Origin of the sequence: Enterobacter cloacae complex sp. AR_0002, assembly GCF_001922365.1 — a bacterium.
Classification (GTDB): domain Bacteria; phylum Pseudomonadota; class Gammaproteobacteria; order Enterobacterales; family Enterobacteriaceae; genus Enterobacter; species Enterobacter hormaechei_C.
The window spans coordinates 1,613,594-1,634,288 of sequence record NZ_CP018814.1; the positions used below are offsets into that span (position 1 = coordinate 1,613,594).

Genomic DNA, 20,695 nt, shown 5'->3' on the forward strand with positions numbered 1-20,695 from the left:
TAAGTGTAGAGGGTTTCCCTGGACGTAAACACGGGCGAAGAAAGGGGTTATTGCTGTACGAGAGTCGTGACCCGCTCTGCCGGGACGGCAGGCCACAGGCTTCCCTGCATTGCACCAAAATTGAATGACAGCACGCGTTGTAAGATGCCGTGATCGTCAATTCCCGAGACCATGACCGACTGACAGTGCGGCGCGATCTGCCAGAGAATAGCGCGCATAAAAGGCTCAAACGAGAGTGCCGAGACACGCTGCTGGATAAAGTTTTTATCCAGAACCACCCGTTTGAACAGACCATCATAAACCGGCTTAAGGGACGCAGCCCCTGCACCGAAGTTAGCCAGCACTAAGGGGAAATGGATCGCCATTCTTGCCAGACAGGGATCGTCTTTCCCGTTATTTAAACCTGGATAGTTCTCATTAACAGTAAACTCAAGAAACGGATATCGTTCAAGGATTGAAACAGCGTTCTCATTAGTTAATAAAAACTCAACAATTGCAGGTGTAATATTGATCCATGCAATTAACTGATGCTGAATAAAAAATAGCTTACAGGTATCGAGTAATTGTAGTTTCTCCTGAAACAGCGCTAATTCATCTTCCTGAGAAAGATGGGGGATAACCAGTTCAGTCGGGATCCGTACGTCCGCACCCACGCCAGTAAAGTTAACCAAAATCTCTAAACCTTTAAGCAAACCTGCACTATCACGCGCCGGAAGGAGTAAAAGTTCAGACTGGTAAGCATTATCTAGCGTAATAATCATCGCGCTTGTCCTGCATTAAAGATGAGAGAGAACATCCTGGAGCAATTGCAGGCACAATTCCACTGTCTTGATTTTAATAAGATTAATTTCATTCTTTCCGTATTAATTTTCAGATTTTTCCCTGAATCTTAATTAATTTTATCCTGGTTATTGAATAATAGCCAGTTTTAGATAAAACAGGCACATGCCGCCATAAATAATTGGGCAAAAAATTTAACTTTAATCAACCCGTAAGAAAAGCCTGACGTCTATTTTCACCGCCAGGCCCTCCGCACTACATTCTTATGCAGCGGTTAAATACGTCTGGCCTGCCAGAAGTTTTTACGCCAGTAAACATTATCCAGAGAGGAGCGCATCACGCCACGGCTGGTCGAGGCATGAATGAACTGATTATCGGTGTCATAAATGCCGACATGAAGGCCGCTTTCACCGGAGCCCGTTTTAAAAAAGACCAGATCGCCGGGCAGGAGTTCGTCTTTATCAATTTCAGTGCCGATTTTCGCCTGCATACGCGTTTCTCGCGGAAGCTGGAGGTCAAATTTATCGCGGAAGGTCATCAGCACGAATCCTGAGCAATCCACCCCGCCCCGGCTCATGCCGCCGTAGCGATAAGGGGTGCCGCGCCAGTTGCTGAGCTGATCGTTCAGGCTGGCAATGACCGTAATGGAATCGGAAAGCCGTGGGTTGGGCGGAGGTGCACGATGGCTGCTGCATCCTGCAAGAAATAGCGCCGCAACAAGGAGAAACCAGAATCGCATTTCAGACGAATCCTCTGCTTTTTTTGTTCTTTCGGTAATTTAGCGTGCATCTATGCGACTGTGCAAGAAAGGTTATTCCTGCGCCGTGGAAATGAGCATCTTGTGGCCTTCAATATCCAGCCTCCGGAACGACATGTGGTAAGCGCTCGCAAGATTGGCGGCCGTCAGCACGTTGTCGCGCGTTCCGCTGGCAATCAGTTTGCCACGCGCCAGCAACCACACCCGATGCGCGTGGCGCAACGTATGGTTTAAATCATGGCTGCTCATCACAATGGCGATCCCCTTGCGACATAGCGCGCTGAGCAGGGTATCCAGCGCTGCCTGTTGGGCAACGTCCAGCCCGCTCATCGGCTCGTCCAGCAGCAGCATCCGCCCGTGAGGATTTCCCGCCGGATGGATCTGAAGGATAACGGCGGCCAGACGCACGCGCTGCCACTCGCCGCCGGAAAGCTGATTTGCCTGCCGGGTGAGCTTATCGTCTAACCCGAGCGCCGCAGCAACCTCGTTGAGCAAGCCCACCTGATTTTTATCAGACAGATGCAGCGTCAGGTAGTGCCAGACGGGCATCGCAAAGGGCGGAACCTGCTGCTGAACCAGGTAGCTTCGACGGGAGGCAAGTGTAGCGGGTAGCCAGTCGACGAGCGATTGCCCGAGAAAGGTTATCTCTCCTTCCCCGGTGGTCAGCCCCGCCATGCGAGCCAGCAGCGTGCTTTTTCCGGCGCCGTTTGGCCCAACCAGGTGAAGGATTTCACCTGCGTTGACTGCGGCAGTCACAGGCTCAAGACGTCCCTTCCCGGCAACGTCCGTGAGCTGCATCAGCAGCGTCATTATTTCGCCAGCGCCAGCTTGATTGATTCCATCACGATAGGATCTTCCGGCGTCATGTCAGGCGAAAAACGCTGCACGACCTGACCGTCACGTCCAATCAGGAATTTTTCGAAGTTCCACAGAATATCGTCCGGATAGAGCGGCGCGCGGCCTTTACTCGCCATACGCTCATAGAAACCACTCTCTTCAGGCGCAACGGCGGTCGGCGCCGCGGCCACCAGTTTGGCATACAGCGGATGACGATTTTCCCCGTTCACGTCAATTTTGCTGAACATCGGGAACGTCACGCCATAGGTTGTGCTGCAAAAGGTCTTAATTTCCTCTTCGCTGCCCGGCTCCTGGCCCAGGAACTGGTTGCACGGGAAGCCGAGTACGGTAAAGCCGTCTTTTTCCCAGGCTTTATGAATGTTTTCCAGCTGTTCATACTGCGGCGTAAGGCCACATTTCGACGCCACGTTCACGATGAGCAGCACCTTGCCCTTGTAGCCTTCCAGCGTGGTTTTCTCGCCGTCAATGGTCGTCACTTCGGTATTCAGAATATCAGACTGCATAGCATTCCCTCAGGTTGACTTACAGGTTGTGTTTTAACGTCCAGCTTTTAATAGTAGCCAGATAAAGACCGGCGCGCCCAGCGTTGCGGTCACCACGCCTATGGGCAACTCAGCGGCCGTCAGGGCGAGTCGGGCGATGATATCGGCAACCAGCAGCGTTGCCGCCCCGGCAACCGCCGAGGCCGGGAGCAGGGTTCGGTGGTCCGTCATGCCGCACAGACGCAGCATATGCGGGATCACCAGCCCAATAAAGCCAATCGCCCCCGCCAGCGCCACGCTTACGCCCACCATCCAGCCGATGGCGATAACCAGCACGTTGCGCCAGAATCCAATCGGCATCCCGAGCTGGCGAGCAGACGTTTCGCCCAGCGCGAGAATATTCAGCGGCTGCGCCTGGAAAACCATCCACAGGATAGCCGGGATCAGGAGCACCATCAGCCACCCCTGACGCCAGTCGACGCCACCAAATCCCCCCATCATCCAGTACATTAACTGGCGCAGATCGAAGGAGGTGGAGAAGTAGACGGCCCAGGTCATCAGCGCACTACAGATGATCCCCAACGCTACCCCGGCAAGCAGCAGCCGGCTGGTGGATAAATGGCGACGAGCAAAGCGCAGAAGGATAAGGGTTATCAACAGCGCGCCAAGGATGGCGCTGAGGCTAATCCCCCAGGCGGAGAGCTCGCCTCCCCCCAGCATCACGGCGGCGATAAGCCCGACGCCTGCACCATTCGAGACCCCGAGAAGCCCGGGTTCCGCCAGAGGGTTTTCAAATAATGCCTGCATGATCGTACCGCACAGCGCCAGCGCAGCGCCGACCAAAAGGACAGCCAGCGTCCGCGGCAGGCGGATCTGCCAGACAAAGAGCTGCCCTTCAGGCGTAAACCAGCTTTCCGGCCCCAGCCACCGATCGCCCGCGCACAGGCTGACGGTGGTGGCGACAATCAACAGCACCCCGAGCAGACACAGGCGGCGGAGATCGGAGCGGTGCTGAAGACGGGCAAGATCAAGCATAGACGATAGGTTATCCGGTTGAGATATCATTGATTTTACGGCGGGTTTTGCAAATAGCGCAAAGAAAAAAGGCCGCGTGAGCGGCCTTTTTAGTTAGTTCATATTACTCTGCTTTGGGCGTTGCGTTTTCGACACGGCTTTTTAACTTCTGTCCGGGTCTGAAGGTCACCACGCGGCGGGCTGTAATGGGAATATCTTCCCCCGTCTTCGGGTTACGGCCCGGACGTTGGTTTTTGTCTCGCAAATCAAAATTGCCAAAACCGGAGAGTTTAACCTGCTCACCATTTTCCAGAGCACGACGGATCTCTTCGAAAAACAGCTCTACCAGCTCTTTGGCATCCCGTTTGCTAAGCCCAAGCTTATCAAACAGATATTCTGACATTTCAGCTTTTGTAAGCGCCATAGGTTCAATCCCTCAATGATGCCTGGAATCGCTCTTTTAATGCCTCTACACATTTGGCGACGGTAGCGGCAATCTCCTCTTCTTCGAGTGTACGGCTGGTATCCTGAAGGATAAGGCTAATAGCGAGGCTCTTGAAACCTTCTGCTACGCCCTTGCCGCGGTACACGTCAAATAAGTTTACGCCAACTACCTGATTTACGCCAACTTTCTTACATTCGGCCAAAATATCTGCTGCGGGCACATTTTCAGCGACCACAACCGCGATATCACGGCGGTTTGCCGGGAAGCGTGAGACGTCCTGCGCCTGAGGAATGACGCGGTCTGCAACCGGGTTCCACTCCAGTTCGAATACGATGGTACGGCCATTCAGATCCAGCTTACGTTCCAGTTCCGGGTGAACAACCCCAATGAAACCAACACGTTTGCCGTCTAAATAGATCGCCGCACTCTGACCCGGATGCAGGGCTGGAATCGCTTCTGCGCGGAATTCAATTTCGGATAATTTACCGGTCAGATCGAGAATTGCTTCCAGATCGCCCTTCATATCGTAGAAATCAACCGTCCCTTTTGCCAGGTCCCAATGCTCTTCATAGCGGTTACCGCTGATGGCGCCGGCCAGCATGAGATCCTGACGGATGCCTAAATTCGCCTGAGTATCCGGTACAAAGCGCAAACCGCTTTCGAAAATACGCACGCGGTTTTGCTGACGGTTCTGGTTATAAACGATAGTGCCCAGCAGTCCCGTCCACAGGGACAGACGCATCGCTGACATCTCGCTGGAAATCGGACTTGGCAGGATCAGCGCTTCCTGACCCGGGTGGATCAGCTGTTGCAGCTTAGGATCAACGAAGCTGTAGGTGATCACTTCCTGGTAGCCTTTGTCGTTCAGCATGGTTTTCACACGCTTCAGAGACAGATCGGCCTCGCGATGGCTGCCCATCACCAGACCCGCCTGCACCGGCTCGTCAGGGATGTTGTTGTAGCCGTAAACGCGGGCCACTTCTTCCACCAGATCTTCTTCGATCTCCATGTCGAAACGCCAGGATGGCGCAACGGCTTTCCACTCGTCCTGACCTTCTGTGACTTCGCAGCCCAGGCGCGTCAGAATGTCGGTCACCTGCGCATCGGCAACGTGGTGACCAATCAGGCGATCCAGCTTACTGCGGCGCAGGGTAATGGTCGCACGCTTCGGCAGTGTCGCTTCGTTGGTCACATCAATTACCGGACCCGCTTCACCGCCGCAGATATCGATCAGCAGGCGAGTTGCACGCTCCATCGCTTTGTATTGCAGCGCAGGATCCACGCCACGCTCGTAGCGATGAGAAGCATCAGTGTGCAGACCGTGACGGCGTGCGCGGCCAGTGATGGAGAGCGGGCTGAAGAACGCGCATTCCAGCAGGACGTTTTGCGTCTCGTCGTTAACGCCAGAGTGCTCGCCGCCGAAGATACCGCCCATCGCCAGCGCTTTGTTGTGATCGGCAATCACCAGGGTGTCGGCGTTCAGTTTCGCTTCGCTGCCGTCCAGCAGAACCAGGGTTTCGCCCTCTTTCGCCATGCGCACGACGATCCCACCTTCGATACGATCTTTATCAAAGGCGTGCATTGGCTGGCCGAGCTCCAGCAGAACATAGTTGGTGACGTCAACCACGGCGTCGATAGAACGGATACCGCAGCGACGCAGTTTCTCTTTCATCCACAGCGGGGTTGGCGCTTTAACGTTAATACCTTTCACCACACGACCGAGGTAGCGTGGGCAGGCCTCAGGCGCGTCTACCTGAATCGGCAGCACGTCACTGATGGTTGCCTCAACCGGCGCGATCTCCGGCACGTTCAGTTCGGTCTGGTTTAGCACGGCCACGTCGCGGGCCACACCGATGATGCCTAAGCAGTCGGCACGGTTTGGCGTTACGCTGATTTCGATGGTGTTGTCATCAAGCTTCAGGTATTCGCGGATATCGGTACCGACTGGCGCATCCTGCGGCAGTTCAATAATGCCGGAGTGATCGTCGGAAATACCCAGTTCGGAGAAGGAGCACAGCATACCTTCAGACGGCTCACCGCGCAGCTTAGCCGCTTTGATTTTGAAATCGCCCGGCAGTACCGCACCGACGGTCGCCACGGCCACTTTCAGGCCCTGACGGCAGTTTGGCGCACCGCAGACGATATCCAGCAGACGATCACCGCCCACATTGACTTTTGTTACGCGCAGTTTGTCAGCGTTAGGGTGCTGACCGCATTCAACAACTTCGCCCACGACCACGCCGGTGAAGGCGCCAGAAACCGGCTCTACACCATCAACTTCCAGACCCGCCATGGTGATCTGGTTGGAAAGCGCGTCGCTGTCCAGCGTGGTGTTCACCCATTCGCGTAACCACAGTTCACTGAATTTCATTGTTCTGTCCTGCCCTTATTTAAACTGTTTGAGGAAACGCAGATCGTTTTCGAAGAACGCACGTAAATCGGTTACGCCGTAGCGCAGCATGGTCAGACGCTCCATGCCCATACCGAACGCAAAGCCGGAATACACTTCTGGATCGATACCCACGTTGCGCAGCACGTTTGGATGCACCATGCCGCAGCCCAGCACTTCCAGCCATTTACCGTTTTTACCCATCACGTCAACTTCCGCAGACGGTTCGGTGAACGGGAAGTAGGACGGACGGAAGCGAACCTGCAAATCTTCCTCAAAAAAGTTGTTCAGGAAATCGTGCAGCGTGCCTTTCAGGTTGGTGAAGCTGATGTTTTTATCAACAATCAGACCTTCCATCTGGTGGAACATTGGGGTGTGGGTCTGATCGTAGTCGTTACGGTATACGCGACCCGGCGCGATGATGCGGATAGGCGGTTCCTGTTCCTTCATGGTACGGATCTGAACGCCGGAAGTCTGGGTACGCAGCAGACGGGTAGCGTCAAACCAGAAAGTGTCGTGGTCAGCACGTGCCGGATGATGGCCAGGAATGTTGAGGGCATCGAAGTTATGGTAATCATCTTCAATTTCCGGGCCAGTCGCCACGGTAAAGCCGAGCTCACCGAAGAAACTTTCAATACGATCGATAGTACGGGTAACCGGATGCAGACCGCCGTTTTCGATACGACGACCCGGCAGAGAAACGTCAATCGTTTCTGCCGCCAGACGCGCATTCAGTACTGCGCTTTCCAGCTCGGCTTTACGCGCGTTCAGCGCCTGCTGTACCTGCTCTTTGGCTTCGTTAATCACTGCACCGGCTGCCGGGCGCTCCTCTGCTGGCAGTTCACGCAGGGTAGTCATCTGAAGGGTCAAATGCCCTTTCTTGCCCAGATATTCGACGCGGACATTGTCTAACGCGGCAACATCTGAGGCCTGGTTAATGGCGGCCGTTGCACTGGCAACCAGCTCTGCGAGATGTGACATGGTTTTCCTCATTATGTCGGTGCAGACACCGAATTGTTGGACGTATTCTCTTAACTTCAGGCACAAAAAAAGCCTCCATCGGGAGGCTTATCTGGCGCTGTTTTTCGTTTCATCTTTCACGCGCTAGCCTCCTGAAGTCAGGTGCTAAAGTAAAAGAAGAAGCGGAAAATAGCAGCATTCATGCTTGCGTTACCTTGTAGGGTAAAAACCGTTAAGACCTTATTGAAAAGCCTGCACGGATAAATGTCAATCTTCTGATGGTGTTAAATGAAAAGAGGAGGCAAAGCCCCCTCTCTCAACTGGCTTATGCCAGTGCTGCTTTCGCTTTTTCGACCAGAGCGGTGAACGCTACTTTGTCAAATACTGCGATGTCAGCCAGGATCTTACGGTCGATTTCAACAGAGGCTTTTTTCAGGCCGTTGATGAATTTGCTGTAAGAAATACCGTTCTGACGTGCTGCTGCGTTGATACGCGCAATCCACAGTTGACGGAACTGACGCTTACGCTGACGACGGTCACGGTAAGCGTACTGACCTGCTTTGATAACAGCCTGGAAGGCAACGCGGTATACGCGTGAACGCGCACCGTAGTAGCCTTTAGCTTGTTTCAAAATTTTCTTGTGACGTGCACGTGCAATTACACCACGTTTTACGCGAGCCATGTGTGCTCTCCTGTATCTATTCTAAGTTAAAAAAGTTAAACGTTAACGACTTATGCGTACGGCAGGCACGCGATGACCAGGCCCAGATCGCCTTTAGAAACCATGGCTTTTGGACGCAGGTGACGTTTACGCTTGGTAGCTTTCTTAGTCAGAATGTGACGCAGGTTAGCGTGCTTGTGCTTAAAACCACCTTTACCGGTTTTTTTGAAGCGCTTAGCAGCACCGCGTACGGTCTTAATTTTTGGCATTTTAATAACTTCCACTTCGCATTGTTAAATAAACGAAACATAGGCGAACAAAACCTATGAAACCCGAAGGCTCCACAGATTTTGCTGCTTGAAGGCCTTACTGTTTCTTCTTAGGAGCGAGCACCATGATCATCTGGCGGCCTTCGATCTTCGTAGGGAAGGATTCGACTACTGCCAGTTCACTCAGATCGTCACGGACGCGGTTAAGCACTTCCATACCAATCTGTTGGTGGGCCATCTCACGACCGCGGAAACGCAGCGTGATCTTGGCCTTATCGCCATCTTCCAGAAAGCGAATCAGGCTGCGGAGTTTTACCTGATAATCGCCATCGTCGGTACCAGGACGGAATTTGATTTCCTTAACCTGGATAACTTTTTGCTTCTTCTTCTGTTCCTTAGAAGACTTACTCTTTTCATAAAGGAACTTGCCGTAGTCCATGATACGACAAACTGGCGGTTCGGCGTTAGGGCTGATTTCAACTAAATCTACTCCAGCTTCTTCAGCCTTTTCGATCGCTTCTCTCAGACTCACAATCCCCAGCTGCTCGCCTTCCAGACCTGTTAAGCGAACTTCCTGGGCGCGAATCTCGCCATTGATACGATTCGGACGTGCCGTTTGAACTCGTTTTCCGCCTTTAATACCTTATTCCTCCAGTTGTTGAAGACTGCGGCTGCGAATCTCTTGTTGCAGCTTCTCAATCACTTCACTTACGTCCAGGCTCCCCAGGTCTTTACCACGGCGGGTGCGAACGGCAACTTTGCCTGCTTCCACCTCTTTATCACCACAGACCAACATATACGGGACACGACGTAAAGTGTGCTCGCGGATTTTAAAGCCAATCTTCTCATTTCTCAAGTCTGCTTTTACGCGAATGCCCGCATTTTGTAGTTTCTGCGTCAATTCTTTAACGTAATCCGCCTGAGAATCGGTAATGTTCATCACCACGACCTGCACCGGCGCAAGCCAGGTTGGGAAGAAGCCTGCGAACTCTTCGGTCAGGATGCCGATGAAGCGCTCCAGTGAACCGAGAATCGCACGGTGAATCATAACCGGCACCTGACGCTCGTTGTCTTCGCCAACATAAGAGGCGCTTAAACGCTGCGGCAGGGAGAAGTCCAGCTGTACCGTTCCGCACTGCCATGCGCGATCGAGGCAGTCATAAAGGGTAAATTCAATTTTCGGACCGTAGAATGCGCCCTCGCCCAGCTGGTATTCGAACGGAATACCGTTCTCTTCCAGCGCTACGGCGAGATCCGCCTCTGCGCGATCCCATGTCTCATCGCTGCCGATACGTTTTTCCGGACGCGTTGAGAGTTTGACCACGATCTTCTCGAAGCCAAAGGTGCTGTACATATCGTAGACCATACGAATACAGGCGTTAACTTCTTCACGGACCTGATCTTCAGTACAGAAGATATGCGCATCATCCTGAGTAAAGCCACGAACACGCATCAGACCGTGCAGCGCACCTGATGGCTCGTTACGGTGGCAGCTACCGAACTCCGCCATACGCAGCGGCAGATCGCGGTAGGATTTCAGACCCTGGTTGAAGATCTGAACGTGGCCCGGGCAGTTCATTGGCTTGATGCAGTATTCACGGTTCTCAGACGAAGTGGTGAACATCGCATCTTTGTAGTTGTCCCAGTGGCCGGTTTTTTCCCACAGCACACGGTCCATCATGAACGGGCCCTTCACTTCCTGATACTGGTACTCTTTCAGCTTGGAGCGCACGAACGTTTCCAGTTCACGGAAGATAGTCCAGCCGTCGTTATGCCAGAACACCATCCCCGGCGCTTCTTCCTGCATATGATACAGGTCAAGCTGCTTACCGATTTTACGGTGGTCACGCTTAGCCGCCTCTTCCAGGCGTTGCAGGTATGCGTTCAGGGCTTTCTTATCGGCCCACGCGGTACCATAGATACGCTGCAACATCTTGTTGTTGCTATCGCCACGCCAGTAAGCGCCTGCGATTTTCATCAGTTTGAAGTGATGACAGAAGCGCATATTCGGCACGTGCGGACCACGGCACATGTCGACGTATTCCTGGTGATGGTACAAGCCTGGCTTGTCATCATGAGCGATGTTTTCATCAAGAATCGAGACTTTGTAGCTCTCGCCGCGCTTCACGAAGGTTTCACGCGCTTCGTGCCAGCTGACTTTCTTCTTAATGACGTCATAGTTAGTTTCGGCGAGCTCGTGCATACGTTTTTCGAGCGCGTCGATATCTTCCTGGGTCAGGGTGTGGTCAAGGTCAACGTCGTAGTAGAAACCGTTGTCGATAACCGGGCCGATCGCCATTTTGGTGTTTGGCCACAGCTGCTTGATAGCATGGCCTAACAGGTGCGCGCAGGAGTGACGAATGATCTCCAGACCTTCTTCGTCTTTCGCGGTGATGATCGCAAGCGTTGCATCGCTTTCAATCAGATCGGACGCGTCTACCAGCTCGCCGTTTACGCGGCCTGCAATGGTTGCTTTTGCAAGTCCAGGACCGATATCCAGGGCAACATCCATTGGGCTAACAGCGTGGTCGAAATGGCGTTGGCTGCCATCAGGAAGAGTAATTACAGGCATTTTATATCCTTATTTGCAGTGATGCCCCACACATAAGAGCATATACAAAGAAAATAATCGTGATTAAACAGTAGATTACGAAACCATCTGACCAACAATCGTCAAATTGGTTCGTCATCATTCACCGGCCGATTTCAGAATAATGCGGGTTTACGACAGGCGACGTAATGGTAACACTATTGACAGGGCGAATGCACCTTCCTGCGACCGTTTTGAACCGCACATCCTGTTGTCTGCATTAATGAACTTTTGTTGACGGGTGCTCGCAATCCGAAAGTGCTGAGCTATTCTTGATCTGGTCCTTAAACATCGAAGGGGTATCACATGAACGTATCGAGTAGAACCGTTGTGATATTAAATCTACTTTCCGCTGCTGGCCTGGTATTGATTCTGGCTGACAGATTCCATTGGTTTTAAGCCGAACCGGTGTTCCGGCATAACCTGTTCTCCCTTGTTGAGCGCTTTCTGGCGCAGACTTTGGTAGACTAAGGGTATCAACTGACAAGGATTAGGTTATGCCAACAAAAAGATTTGCCGTGAAGCACTGGAAAATGGTCGTGGTGTTAATTGCTATTTGCGGCGCGATGTTGCTGCTGCGCTGGGCCGCTATGATCTGGGGCTGATATTTTGTCAGCGAAAACCTGCCGTGAATTTACTGAATAAATCTTAACTATCTTTACGATAATTTATGGTCCAAAACCGGTACGTCATTAGCCGGTTTTCGACAGGCTGTGGCAGCGTATATATTCCGTCACACGTGGCAGTTGAAATATCAGGACCACTCACCCGCCACCAGCTTATGTACATCAAATGCATCATTCATTGACTGGCCGGTAGACTGAGAGCCAGGGGCAATGTTGGAGCCTGCTTCTACATCAGAGGCTTTAGCGATCCCGATTGGGCTGTTAACGTCATTGGCAGGTTGCGTATTATCAGCAGCAAATACGCCAAATGAAAGTGCGGAAAGCACCATCGCTGCTGTAGCGGTTTTGATTTTTTTCATAATTTTATTCTCATACTTATTTAATACGATATGCCTGAGGCAAGTTTTTCGCCTGTGCCGTAAGTGTAGATCTGGATCACATTCTTGCCTAGTCAAATTATTTATCAATTCGTGTCAAATAAACTGAATAAGCCCTGGCCAGCTAATTATGGAGAAATTATGAAGATGAAACCAGACACATTATTTTAAAACGCCGTTTAATATAAATAAGCACAGTTTCAGAAAATAAAAAACGGGCCGGGATTATTCTCGGCCCGACGATATTACATTTTATAACCTAATGAAATCGTGGTTCGGCGATCGGTATGTTCCGGTGCAGAATCAGGTGGGGATGAGTTCCAGGTTACGTTGTACGCCACCTTGAGTCCAAAGTGTTCATTGATCGCCACGTTCAACGCACTTTCTGAGTTCAGCGTTGTATCTTCAGCACCAAACACCGACACACCCTGGGTGAATTTTGCGTTGTCGGTCATCTGCCATGCATAGGTGCCCGATGCATAACCCAGCGGCTGGGTTTCATCTTCGCCGTTGGTGTACTCGTCGTAACGGACACCCGGACCGAATTCAAAACGCAGGCTGTGCACCGGCCCATTGAGGAACTGACGACCATAACCCGCAGTTACGACATCACGCTGGCGATAGCCGTTGTAGCGGTCAGTCAGCCAACTCGCCTGCCCGAACAGGTAGTCATAATCGGTCATGTTGTATCGGCTACGTCCGCCTACCGCGTATTTCTCCGATGAGCGTTGATCGTTAGCAGAGGTGTTGCTGGCATTTCCCCACAGCGACCAGGCCGTGGTGTTGCCGTACCAGGTCAGGGTGCTGTCTGCGGTCAGGGAGGAGCTTTTCGTATTACCGGATTGCGCCAGATACCCGGCATTCACGTTACCTTCAAAGGGTTTTTTGGCAGTGGAGGGATCGTCCATGACAGTAAAAACGGTATCATCGGCGGTTGCATTCAGTGACGCAAATACGCCACCCGCCAGCATCAGTGCTGCGGGTACTGTCTTCAAAAGCTTCATTTTATTTAAGGAGTCCGTACAACATAAAAAGAGACCGTCACGGTCTCGGAAACTTTCTTGCGGATCAATGACAAGGCGACCATAGAAAGGTAACAAATTATAAAAAGCCGCAAATAACATAGCAATATTTTCTTCTTTCATTTTTTGAATAAGAACGATCCCAAAACGCGTTTTATTTTATATGCCCGGCGCAGCTTATTTGTCAGCATTCATATTTAAAATCATACTGTTATTTACGTTGCCTTCCTGCCAAACGGTGCCAGGCTTAAAAGAACCCATGATAAAAGGAGGTCATGATGGCTTCGATTTATACGCTGACACTCTCCCCTTCCCTCGACTCCGCGACCATGACGCCGCAAATCTACCCGGAAGGTAAGCTGCGCTGTAGCGCGCCGGTGTTTGAGCCGGGCGGCGGCGGCATCAACGTGGCGCGCGCTATTACCCATCTCGGCGGAAAAGCCACCGCCATCTTCCCCGCTGGCGGCGCCACGGGAGAACATCTGGTGGCGTTGCTGGCAGATGAACAGGTGGCCGTAGACACCGTCGACGCTAAAGACTGGACCCGGCAGAATCTGCATGTCCATGTTGAATCCAGCGGCGAGCAATATCGCTTTGTGATGCCGGGGGCGATATTGACCGATGATGAGTTTCGTCAACTGGAAGAGAAAGTGCTGACCATTGAAAGCGGCTCATTACTGGTGATCAGCGGTAGCCTGCCGCCGGGCGTCAAAACAGAGAAACTGACGGCGCTGGTTCAGGCGGCGCTCCAGCGCGGCATCCGCTGCATTGTCGATAGCTCGGGCGAAGCCCTGAAGGCGGCGTTAGAACCCGGACAACTTGAACTCGTTAAACCTAACCAGAAAGAGCTCAGTGCCCTGGTTAATCGAGAACTCAGCCAGCCTGATGACGTTCGTACTGCCGCAGAAGAGCTGGTACGTACGGGCAAAGCACATCGCGTTGTTGTTTCTCTCGGTCCTCAGGGGGCGCTGGCCGTCGATAAGACGGGCTTTGTGCAGGTTGTGCCACCGCCGATGAAAAGCCAGAGCACCGTGGGTGCCGGTGACAGTATGGTTGGCGCGATGGTGCTGAAGCTGGCGCAGGGCGCTTCGCTTCTGGAGATGGCACGCTATGGCGTCGCGGCAGGGAGTGCAGCCACCATCAATCAGGGAACGCGTCTGTGTTCGCTTGCGGATACCCAGAAAATTGTCGATTACCTCGAGAGAAGCTGAACCTGCTTCCCCTTCCCATGGAGGGGGAAGTCGCTAAACAGGGCTTATCGACTATGCTAAGAAAACTTTCAGGATAACAACGAGGTGAATTATGAGCAGTGGTGATATCACCCGCTACGTCGTAACCGTGAATATTCATGAGGCGTCGCTGACCGAACTGAATGAACTCAACAACGCGTTCACGCGCGCCAATTTTCTGCTCACGCTGACGGACGATGAGGGCAATATTCACGATCTCGGCTCACTGGCATTTGGCCTGATAAGCCCGCTGAGTCAGGAAGAGGTGAAGGCGCTGGCCAGTAGCCTGGTGGAAAGCGTGACTGACAAAGCCACGGAAATTGATGTGGATAGGTGGGAAAACTGGCATAAAAAAGAACAATAAGTGCCCTGTATAAAATTAAACCGCTCAGTTGTGCGTTAGTTCCTGTTTTTTTATAGCCGTTTTGCGCTAACTTTATGATCTGGCAGACAACATGGGAGAGACATCATGTGGCAGGCTATCAGTCATCTTTTAAGTGAGCAGCTGGGTGAAGGTGAAATTGAACTGCGTAACGAACTGCCAGGCGGAGAGATCCATGCCGCATGGCATTTACGTTACGCCGGGCGCGATCTTTTCGTTAAATGTGATGAGCGCGAATTGCTCCCCATTTTTACTGCCGAAGCCGATCAGCTTGAGCTGTTATCGCGCAGTAAAACAGTCACCGTTCCGCAGGTTTTAGCCGTCGGCAGCGATCGTGACTATAGCTTTCTGGTGATGAACTATCTTCCCGCGCGTCCTCTGGATGCGCATAACGCCTTTATTCTCGGGCAACAGATCGCCCGTTTGCACCAGTGGAGCGATCAACCTCAGTTTGGGCTCGATTTCGATAACGACCTCTCCACCACCCCACAGCCAAACGCATGGCAGCGCCGCTGGTCGACTTTTTTCGCCGAACAGCGCATCGGCTGGCAGCTGGAGCTGGCCGCTGAAAAGGGATTAGCGTTCGGCAACATCGACGCGATTGTTGAACATATTCAGCAGCGTCTGGCTTCGCATCAGCCTCAGGCTTCCCTTCTGCACGGTGATTTATGGTCAAACAACTGCGCGCTTGGGCCTGATGGTCCCTATATATATGACCCGGCCTGCTACTGGGGCGACAGAGAGTGTGACCTCGCGATGCTGCCGTTGCACCCTGAACAGCCGCCGCAAATTTATGATGGCTATCAGTCTGTCTCGCCGTTACCTGCGGGTTTCCTTGATCGTCAGCCGGTTTATCAGCTGTACACCTTGCTAAACCGGGCTATTTTGTTTGGCGGGAGTCATCTGGTAAATGCCCAGCGGGCGCTGGACCGTATTCTGGCGGCATAGCGGGAAGGGGCAGCATCACGCCCCTTCCCTTAGGATTTACAGGAAGCCAAGCAGCGTAAAGAAGAAATACCCGGCCACAATGATGATGACCGGCAGGATGTAGAGCGGGAAAAACTGCACAAAAATGGTATGACGCGGAACGACAATGCGCGATTCGATCTGCTCGCGGCTCATCCCGTCAGGGCCTTTCGCCTTCTCAAGTATCAGCTGATCTTCCACCCCTTCGCGTAAAAAGCGGGTCTGGCGACTCATGCGCGCGCCGGAGGCCTGCAACGCCATCGCGATAAATATCAACGCATAGATTATCCAGAAACCGACATTCAGCTGGTGGTGAAAATCCGGCGTGGGGGAGTTGAACCAGAAGACGTTCAGGAACGGAGTGTTAAACCGCATCATCTCAATCATGACGTGGGCAAAATCAAGCATAACGGCATTGATGCCCGGCTGTTTTTCGCTGTGATCGTACATAAATTTGAGTACGGAGATCAGCGTTGAAATCAGGGCGGGAATAAAAATAACCCAACCAGCAACACGTTTTAAGACCGCGATGCGTCCAGCTTGTTGATACGTCATTAGTTCCTCTTCATAAAGACGCGTTATTTGTGCCTAAGTCTACCTGCTGTCGGTCAATTTCGCCCGCTCTTTGCATGCAATATGCTAAATTGCTTGTGCTTAGCACCGTTCGTCTTACCCCAAGATAAGGAGATGTTGTAATGTCGACACCGCGCCAGATACTTGCCGCTATTTTTGACATGGATGGATTGCTGATTGATTCCGAACCCCTGTGGGATCGGGCTGAACTGGACGTGATGGCCAGCCTCGGCGTCGATATCAGTCGTCGTAACGAGCTTCCCGATACCCTGGGGCTGCGCATCGATATGGTGGTTGACCTTTGGTATGCCCACCAGCCATGGGTTGGCCCGGATCGCGACGAAGTTACGGCGCGCATTATCAACCGCGCCATCTCCCTCGTAGAAGAGTATAAGCCTCTGTTACCGGGCGTACGCGACGCTATCGCCCTGTGCAAGGCGCAAGGGCTGAAAGTGGGACTGGCCTCCGCCTCACCGCTGCATATGCTGGAAAAAGTGCTGACGATGTTCGGGCTGCGCGACAGCTTCGACGCGCTGGCCTCGGCCGAAAAGCTTCCGTACAGCAAGCCACATCCGCAGGTGTATATGGACTGCGCCGCGAAACTGGGGCTGGATCCGCTTACCTGTGTGGCGCTGGAAGATTCGGTTAACGGCATGGTGGCGTCCAAAGCCGCACGTATGCGCTCCATCGTTGTGCCGGCTGAAGAAGGCCGACACGATCCCCGTTTTGCCCTGGCGGATGTCAGGCTGACGTCTCTTGAAGAATTGACTGCCCGCCATCTGCGTGGGGAGTAACGCTCTTTCAGGCAGCTTCGGCTGCCTGCCCCGCAAAATCAAAACAACGTTTTACTTTATTTGCTTTTCTCATTCCAGACTCCTATTCTTACGTGCAGAATGACAATAACCTGACTTCTGAGGCGCGTATGATACTGGATGCTTTTACTCTGGCAGGAAAAGTGGCGATGGTGACCGGGTGCGATACCGGTCTGGGGCAAGGCATGGCCATTGCCCTCGCCGAAGCAGGATGCGATATCGTGGGGGTTAACCGCAAGGTTCCTGACGAAACGGCAGCGCGCGTTACGGCGCTGGGACGACGCTTTATCGCGATTCGCGCCGATCTTGGCAAGCAGGAGAGTATTCAGAGCGTGGTGGATACCGCAGTCGCTGAGATGGGCCGCATCGATATTCTGGTTAACAATGCCGGCACCATCCGCCGTGCCGATGCGCTGGAATTTAGTGAGAAGGACTGGGACGAGGTCATCGATCTCAATCTGAAATCAGTCTTTTTCCTCTCTCAGGCAGTGGCGAAACAGTTTATCGCGCAGGGTCAGGGCGGCAAGATCATTAACATTGCTTCCATGCTCTCCTTCCAGGGCGGCATCCGGGTGCCCTCCTATACGGCGTCCAAAAGCGGCGTGCTGGGCCTCACCCGCCTGCTGGCGAACGAATGGGCGCCGCTAGGTATTAACGTGAACGCTATCGCGCCAGGTTATATGGCGACCAATAACACCCGGCAGCTTCGCGATGATGAGCAGCGTAGCCAGGCGATCCTCGACCGGATTCCGGCGGGCCGCTGGGGTCTCCCGGAGGATTTACAGGGTCCGGTGGTGTTTCTGGCTTCAAGAGCATCTGATTACGTTAACGGTCATACTCTCGCCGTAGACGGTGGCTGGCTGGCGCGCTAACCGCGCGTTTGTGACAAAGAGTTACACCGTCACCTCTTTCACACACTGTATAAAAACCCTATACTGTATGAATCGACAGTTTACCGGGTTTTATCATGACGGCGGAAGGCCACCTGCTTTTTTCACTTGCCTGTGCAGTGTTTGCCAAAAACGCTGAACTGACCCCTGTGCTGGCACAGGGGGACTGGTGGCATATTGTCCCTTCCGCCGTACTTACCTGCCTGCTGCCGGACATAGATCATCCAAAGTCATTCCTTGGCCAGCGGCTAAAGTGGATTTCAAAGCCCATCGCCAGAGCCTTTGGTCATCGCGGGTTTACCCACAGCCTGCTGGCCGTATTTGGCCTGCTTACACTCTTCTATTTAAAGGTTCCGGAGAGCTGGATCGTCCCGGCGGATGCCATTCAGGGCATGGTGCTTGGCTACTTAAGCCATATCCTCGCCGATATGCTGACGCCAGCGGGCGTACCGCTGCTCTGGCCCTGCCGCTGGCGTTTCCGCCTGCCAATCCTCGTGCCGCAAAAAGGCAACCAGCTGGAGCGCGTTCTGTGCATGGCGCTGTTTGCGTATGCCGTCTGGATGCCGCAGACATTGCCCGAAAATGGTGCAGTGCGCTGGTCATCGCAGATGATCAACTCGCTGCAATTTCAGTTCAATCGTTTTATTAATCACCAGATTGAACATTAAACCGACAATATAATCACTTTTGTCATAAACCATTCCATATGGATATAAGCGTGACATCACACTTCTGATAACCTTGCGCCAACAGGTTCGGTAAAAACCGACCGTATAATAAATCAGGAGAACGGGGATGAATTTTCCACTCATCGCGAACATTGTTGTGTTCGTCGTATTGCTATTGCTTCTCGCCCAGGCTCGCCACAAACAGTGGAGCCTGGCGAAAAAGGTACTGGTCGGTCTGGTCATGGGTGTGGTGTTTGGCCTGGCCTTACACGCTATTTACGGCTCCGACAGCCCGGTACTGAAAGACTCCATTCAGTGGTTCAACATTGTCGGTAACGGCTATGTACAGCTGCTGCAAATGATCGTTATGCCGCTGGTATTCGCCTCTATTCTGAGCGCCGTAGCCCGCCTGCACAATGCCTCTCAACTGGGTAAAATCAGCTTCCTGACCATTGGTACCCTGCTCTTCACCACGCTGATTGCAGCGCTGGTGGGTGTACTGGTAACCAATCTGTTTGGCCTGACTGCTGAAGGTCTGGTGCAGGGTAGCGCTGAAACCGCGCGTCTGACGGCGATTGAGACCAACTACGTGGGTAAAGTGGCCGATCTGACCGTTCCGCAGATGGTGCTCTCCTTCATTCCTAAGAACCCGTTTGCTGATCTGACCGGCGCAAGCCCAACCTCCATTATCAGCGTGGTGATCTTCGCGGCATTCCTGGGCGTGGCTGCGCTGAAGCTGCTGAAGGACGATGCGCCGAAAGGCGAGCGCGTTCTGACAGCCATCGATACCCTGCAAAGCTGGGTGATGAAGCTGGTGCGTCTGGTCATGCAGCTGACGCCGTACGGTGTCCTGGCGCTGATGACCAAAGTCGTTGCAGGTTCTAACCTGCAAGACATCATTAAGCTTGGCAGCTTTGTGATTGCCTCGTACCTCGGTCTGGGCATCATGTTTGTTGTGCACGGCATTCTGCTGGCGGTGAACGGCGTTGGCCCGCTGAAATACTTCCGTAAAGTCTGGCCGGTGCTGACCTTCGCTTTTACCAGCCGTTCCAGCGCGGCATCTATCCCGCTGAACGTCGAAGCACAGACCCGTCGTCTGGGCGTACCGGAGTCTATCGCCAGCTTCTCGGCCTCCTTTGGCGCCACCATCGGGCAGAACGGCTGTGCGGGTCTCTACCCGGCGATGCTGGCCGTAATGGTTGCCCCAACAGTGGGGATTAATCCGCTGGATCCGGTCTGGATTGCGACGCTGGTCGGTATCGTGACCATTAGCTCCGCCGGTGTTGCGGGCGTGGGCGGCGGCGCGACCTTCGCTGCGCTGATCGTTCTGCCTGCGCTTGGACTGCCGGTGACGCTGGTTGCCCTGCTGATCTCTGTTGAACCGCTGATCGACATGGGTCGTACCGCCCTGAACGTGAGTGGCTCAATGACCGCCGGTACCCTGACCAGCCAGTGGCTGAAGCAGACCGACAAAACAATTCTCGACAGTGAAGATGATGCCGAACTGGCCCATCGTTAATCACGGCCGAAATAAAAAAACCGCCTGAGGGCGGTTTTTTTATGGCTGTTATTCTTCAACCTCTTCATCCTGGCGGGTCTGCATAGCCCATCGCTGCGCCGATTCTGGCACCGTAAACGCAGGGGAGCGACGGAAGTGCTCGCCAATCAGCACGAAGGCAACGTATTTACCCCGTAACATCCAGACATCGCGAAAACCATCCACTTTCAGGGCATGGTCAGGCGGCGCGGGTTCAACGCGGGGCACATAGCTAATAACCTGGCGGTTTTGTTGACGAAGAGGTTTCATAAGCGACGGGTTCACTAAAGCAAATTCTTAAAGCAGGAAATTTCTATCATAGCCGATTCTCCCCCCACCCGTCGCGCCTGACATGTGGCAGATGGCTCCTTTCGCTAATCACTTCCTCTGAAAACGCTTAGTTCGCCT

26 protein-coding genes and 1 other annotated feature are annotated in these 20,695 nt (G+C 53.0%); of the genes, 9 read left to right on the plus strand and 17 right to left on the minus strand.

Annotation, left to right across the window (positions count from 1 at the left end; all coding sequences use genetic code 11):
• Window positions 1-47 precede the first annotated feature (47 nt).
• The 13 genes from AM329_RS07925 to thrS all read right to left on the minus strand — a co-directional run bounded on the left by AM329_RS07925 (window position 48) and on the right by thrS (window position 11,187).
• On the minus strand, window positions 48-761 hold the full coding sequence (locus AM329_RS07925) for an EAL domain-containing protein (RefSeq protein WP_032609033.1): 714 nt from the start codon (window positions 759-761) through the stop codon (window positions 48-50).
• 293 nt (window positions 762-1,054) lie between these two features.
• The gene (locus AM329_RS07930; protein ID WP_015570730.1) at window positions 1,055-1,519 is read right to left on the minus strand and encodes an NlpC/P60 family protein; all 465 of its coding nucleotides are present in this window, start codon (window positions 1,517-1,519) and stop codon (window positions 1,055-1,057) included.
• A gap of 72 nt (window positions 1,520-1,591) precedes the next feature.
• Window positions 1,592-2,347, minus strand: a complete 756-nt coding sequence (btuD, locus tag AM329_RS07935) for a vitamin B12 ABC transporter ATP-binding protein BtuD (protein ID WP_022650906.1) — start codon at window positions 2,345-2,347, stop codon at window positions 1,592-1,594.
• The gene (locus AM329_RS07940; protein WP_022650905.1) at window positions 2,347-2,898 is read right to left on the minus strand and encodes a glutathione peroxidase; all 552 of its coding nucleotides are present in this window, start codon (window positions 2,896-2,898) and stop codon (window positions 2,347-2,349) included. The genes btuD and AM329_RS07940 overlap by 1 nt, the downstream gene beginning before the upstream one ends.
• 33 nt (window positions 2,899-2,931) lie before the next feature.
• Complete coding sequence (btuC, locus tag AM329_RS07945; protein ID WP_032609032.1) at window positions 2,932-3,912, minus strand: vitamin B12 ABC transporter permease BtuC; 981 nt, start codon at window positions 3,910-3,912, stop codon at window positions 2,932-2,934.
• 103 nt (window positions 3,913-4,015) lie between these two features.
• On the minus strand, window positions 4,016-4,315 hold the full coding sequence (gene ihfA, locus AM329_RS07950) for an integration host factor subunit alpha (protein ID WP_003857805.1): 300 nt from the start codon (window positions 4,313-4,315) through the stop codon (window positions 4,016-4,018).
• 4 nt (window positions 4,316-4,319) lie between these two features.
• Window positions 4,320-6,707, minus strand: a complete 2,388-nt coding sequence (gene pheT, locus AM329_RS07955) for a phenylalanine--tRNA ligase subunit beta (protein ID WP_022650903.1) — start codon at window positions 6,705-6,707, stop codon at window positions 4,320-4,322.
• 15 nt (window positions 6,708-6,722) lie between these two features.
• Window positions 6,723-7,706 carry a phenylalanine--tRNA ligase subunit alpha gene (pheS, locus tag AM329_RS07960; RefSeq protein ID WP_003857809.1) on the minus strand — a complete coding sequence of 328 codons (984 nt, stop codon included), beginning with the start codon at window positions 7,704-7,706 and terminating at the stop codon, window positions 6,723-6,725.
• A gap of 62 nt (window positions 7,707-7,768) precedes the next feature.
• Window positions 7,769-7,893: a sequence feature (Phe leader region), on the minus strand.
• Window positions 7,844-7,888, minus strand: a complete 45-nt coding sequence (gene pheM, locus AM329_RS25870) for a pheST operon leader peptide PheM (protein WP_001386830.1) — start codon at window positions 7,886-7,888, stop codon at window positions 7,844-7,846. Its footprint overlaps the feature before it by 45 nt.
• Before the next feature lie 117 nt (window positions 7,894-8,010).
• Entirely contained in the window at window positions 8,011-8,367 is a 357-nt protein-coding gene (gene rplT / locus AM329_RS07970; RefSeq protein ID WP_000124850.1) for a 50S ribosomal protein L20, read from the minus strand.
• Between the two features lie 50 nt (window positions 8,368-8,417).
• Window positions 8,418-8,615, minus strand: coding sequence for a 50S ribosomal protein L35 (gene rpmI / locus AM329_RS07975; protein ID WP_001124225.1), 198 nt, complete (start codon window positions 8,613-8,615; stop codon window positions 8,418-8,420).
• A gap of 97 nt (window positions 8,616-8,712) precedes the next feature.
• Window positions 8,713-9,255 (minus strand): translation initiation factor IF-3, encoded by a 543-nt coding sequence (gene infC, locus AM329_RS07980; protein ID WP_023616141.1) that lies wholly within the window; start codon window positions 9,253-9,255, stop codon window positions 8,713-8,715.
• A gap of 3 nt (window positions 9,256-9,258) precedes the next feature.
• Window positions 9,259-11,187 (minus strand): threonine--tRNA ligase, encoded by a 1,929-nt coding sequence (thrS, locus tag AM329_RS07985; protein ID WP_003857814.1) that lies wholly within the window; start codon window positions 11,185-11,187, stop codon window positions 9,259-9,261.
• Between the two features lie 324 nt (window positions 11,188-11,511).
• Here thrS and yncL point away from each other — a divergent pair, with 324 nt between their 5' ends.
• Both yncL and yniD read left to right on the plus strand, forming a co-directional pair.
• The gene (yncL, locus tag AM329_RS07990) at window positions 11,512-11,604 is read left to right on the plus strand and encodes a stress response membrane protein YncL (protein WP_071785204.1); all 93 of its coding nucleotides are present in this window, start codon (window positions 11,512-11,514) and stop codon (window positions 11,602-11,604) included.
• A 98-nt stretch (window positions 11,605-11,702) separates the two neighbouring features.
• Window positions 11,703-11,810, plus strand: coding sequence for a small membrane protein YniD (yniD, locus tag AM329_RS25460; RefSeq protein WP_003857815.1), 108 nt, complete (start codon window positions 11,703-11,705; stop codon window positions 11,808-11,810).
• A 149-nt stretch (window positions 11,811-11,959) separates the two neighbouring features.
• Here the strand turns inward: yniD and AM329_RS07995 are convergent, their stop codons facing one another.
• Both AM329_RS07995 and AM329_RS08000 read right to left on the minus strand, forming a co-directional pair.
• Window positions 11,960-12,190, minus strand: coding sequence for a hypothetical protein (locus AM329_RS07995; protein WP_022650901.1), 231 nt, complete (start codon window positions 12,188-12,190; stop codon window positions 11,960-11,962).
• A gap of 263 nt (window positions 12,191-12,453) precedes the next feature.
• Complete coding sequence (locus tag AM329_RS08000) at window positions 12,454-13,212, minus strand: YdiY family protein (RefSeq protein WP_026080717.1); 759 nt, start codon at window positions 13,210-13,212, stop codon at window positions 12,454-12,456.
• Between the two features lie 296 nt (window positions 13,213-13,508).
• Here AM329_RS08000 and pfkB point away from each other — a divergent pair, with 296 nt between their 5' ends.
• From pfkB to AM329_RS08015, 3 genes are all read left to right on the plus strand, one after another.
• Entirely contained in the window at window positions 13,509-14,441 is a 933-nt protein-coding gene (pfkB, locus tag AM329_RS08005) for a 6-phosphofructokinase II (protein ID WP_032609031.1), read from the plus strand.
• Between the two features lie 91 nt (window positions 14,442-14,532).
• On the plus strand, window positions 14,533-14,823 hold the full coding sequence (gene ghoS, locus AM329_RS08010) for a type V toxin-antitoxin system endoribonuclease antitoxin GhoS (RefSeq protein WP_032609030.1): 291 nt from the start codon (window positions 14,533-14,535) through the stop codon (window positions 14,821-14,823).
• Window positions 14,824-14,928: 105 nt separating this feature from the next.
• Entirely contained in the window at window positions 14,929-15,789 is an 861-nt protein-coding gene (locus AM329_RS08015) for a fructosamine kinase family protein (RefSeq protein ID WP_022650899.1), read from the plus strand.
• 36 nt (window positions 15,790-15,825) lie between these two features.
• Here AM329_RS08015 and AM329_RS08020 read toward each other — a convergent pair whose 3' ends face one another.
• Complete coding sequence (locus AM329_RS08020; protein ID WP_003857823.1) at window positions 15,826-16,362, minus strand: YniB family protein; 537 nt, start codon at window positions 16,360-16,362, stop codon at window positions 15,826-15,828.
• Between the two features lie 140 nt (window positions 16,363-16,502).
• On the opposite strand from AM329_RS08020, the gene hxpB reads away from it, so the two are divergent.
• From hxpB to tcyP, 4 genes are all read left to right on the plus strand, one after another.
• On the plus strand, window positions 16,503-17,174 hold the full coding sequence (hxpB, locus tag AM329_RS08025; protein WP_003857825.1) for a hexitol phosphatase HxpB: 672 nt from the start codon (window positions 16,503-16,505) through the stop codon (window positions 17,172-17,174).
• Window positions 17,175-17,302: 128 nt separating this feature from the next.
• Window positions 17,303-18,064: a 2-dehydro-3-deoxy-D-gluconate 5-dehydrogenase KduD gene (gene kduD, locus AM329_RS08030; RefSeq protein ID WP_003857827.1), complete on the plus strand. Its 762-nt coding sequence runs from the start codon at window positions 17,303-17,305 to the stop codon at window positions 18,062-18,064.
• 95 nt (window positions 18,065-18,159) lie between these two features.
• Window positions 18,160-18,750 (plus strand): metal-dependent hydrolase, encoded by a 591-nt coding sequence (locus AM329_RS08035; protein WP_015570742.1) that lies wholly within the window; start codon window positions 18,160-18,162, stop codon window positions 18,748-18,750.
• A gap of 127 nt (window positions 18,751-18,877) precedes the next feature.
• Complete coding sequence (gene tcyP, locus AM329_RS08040) at window positions 18,878-20,269, plus strand: cystine/sulfocysteine:cation symporter (RefSeq protein WP_022647826.1); 1,392 nt, start codon at window positions 18,878-18,880, stop codon at window positions 20,267-20,269.
• Window positions 20,270-20,317: 48 nt separating this feature from the next.
• Here tcyP and cedA read toward each other — a convergent pair whose 3' ends face one another.
• The gene (cedA, locus tag AM329_RS08045; RefSeq protein ID WP_022647825.1) at window positions 20,318-20,557 is read right to left on the minus strand and encodes a cell division activator CedA; all 240 of its coding nucleotides are present in this window, start codon (window positions 20,555-20,557) and stop codon (window positions 20,318-20,320) included.
• Window positions 20,558-20,695 lie beyond the last annotated feature (138 nt).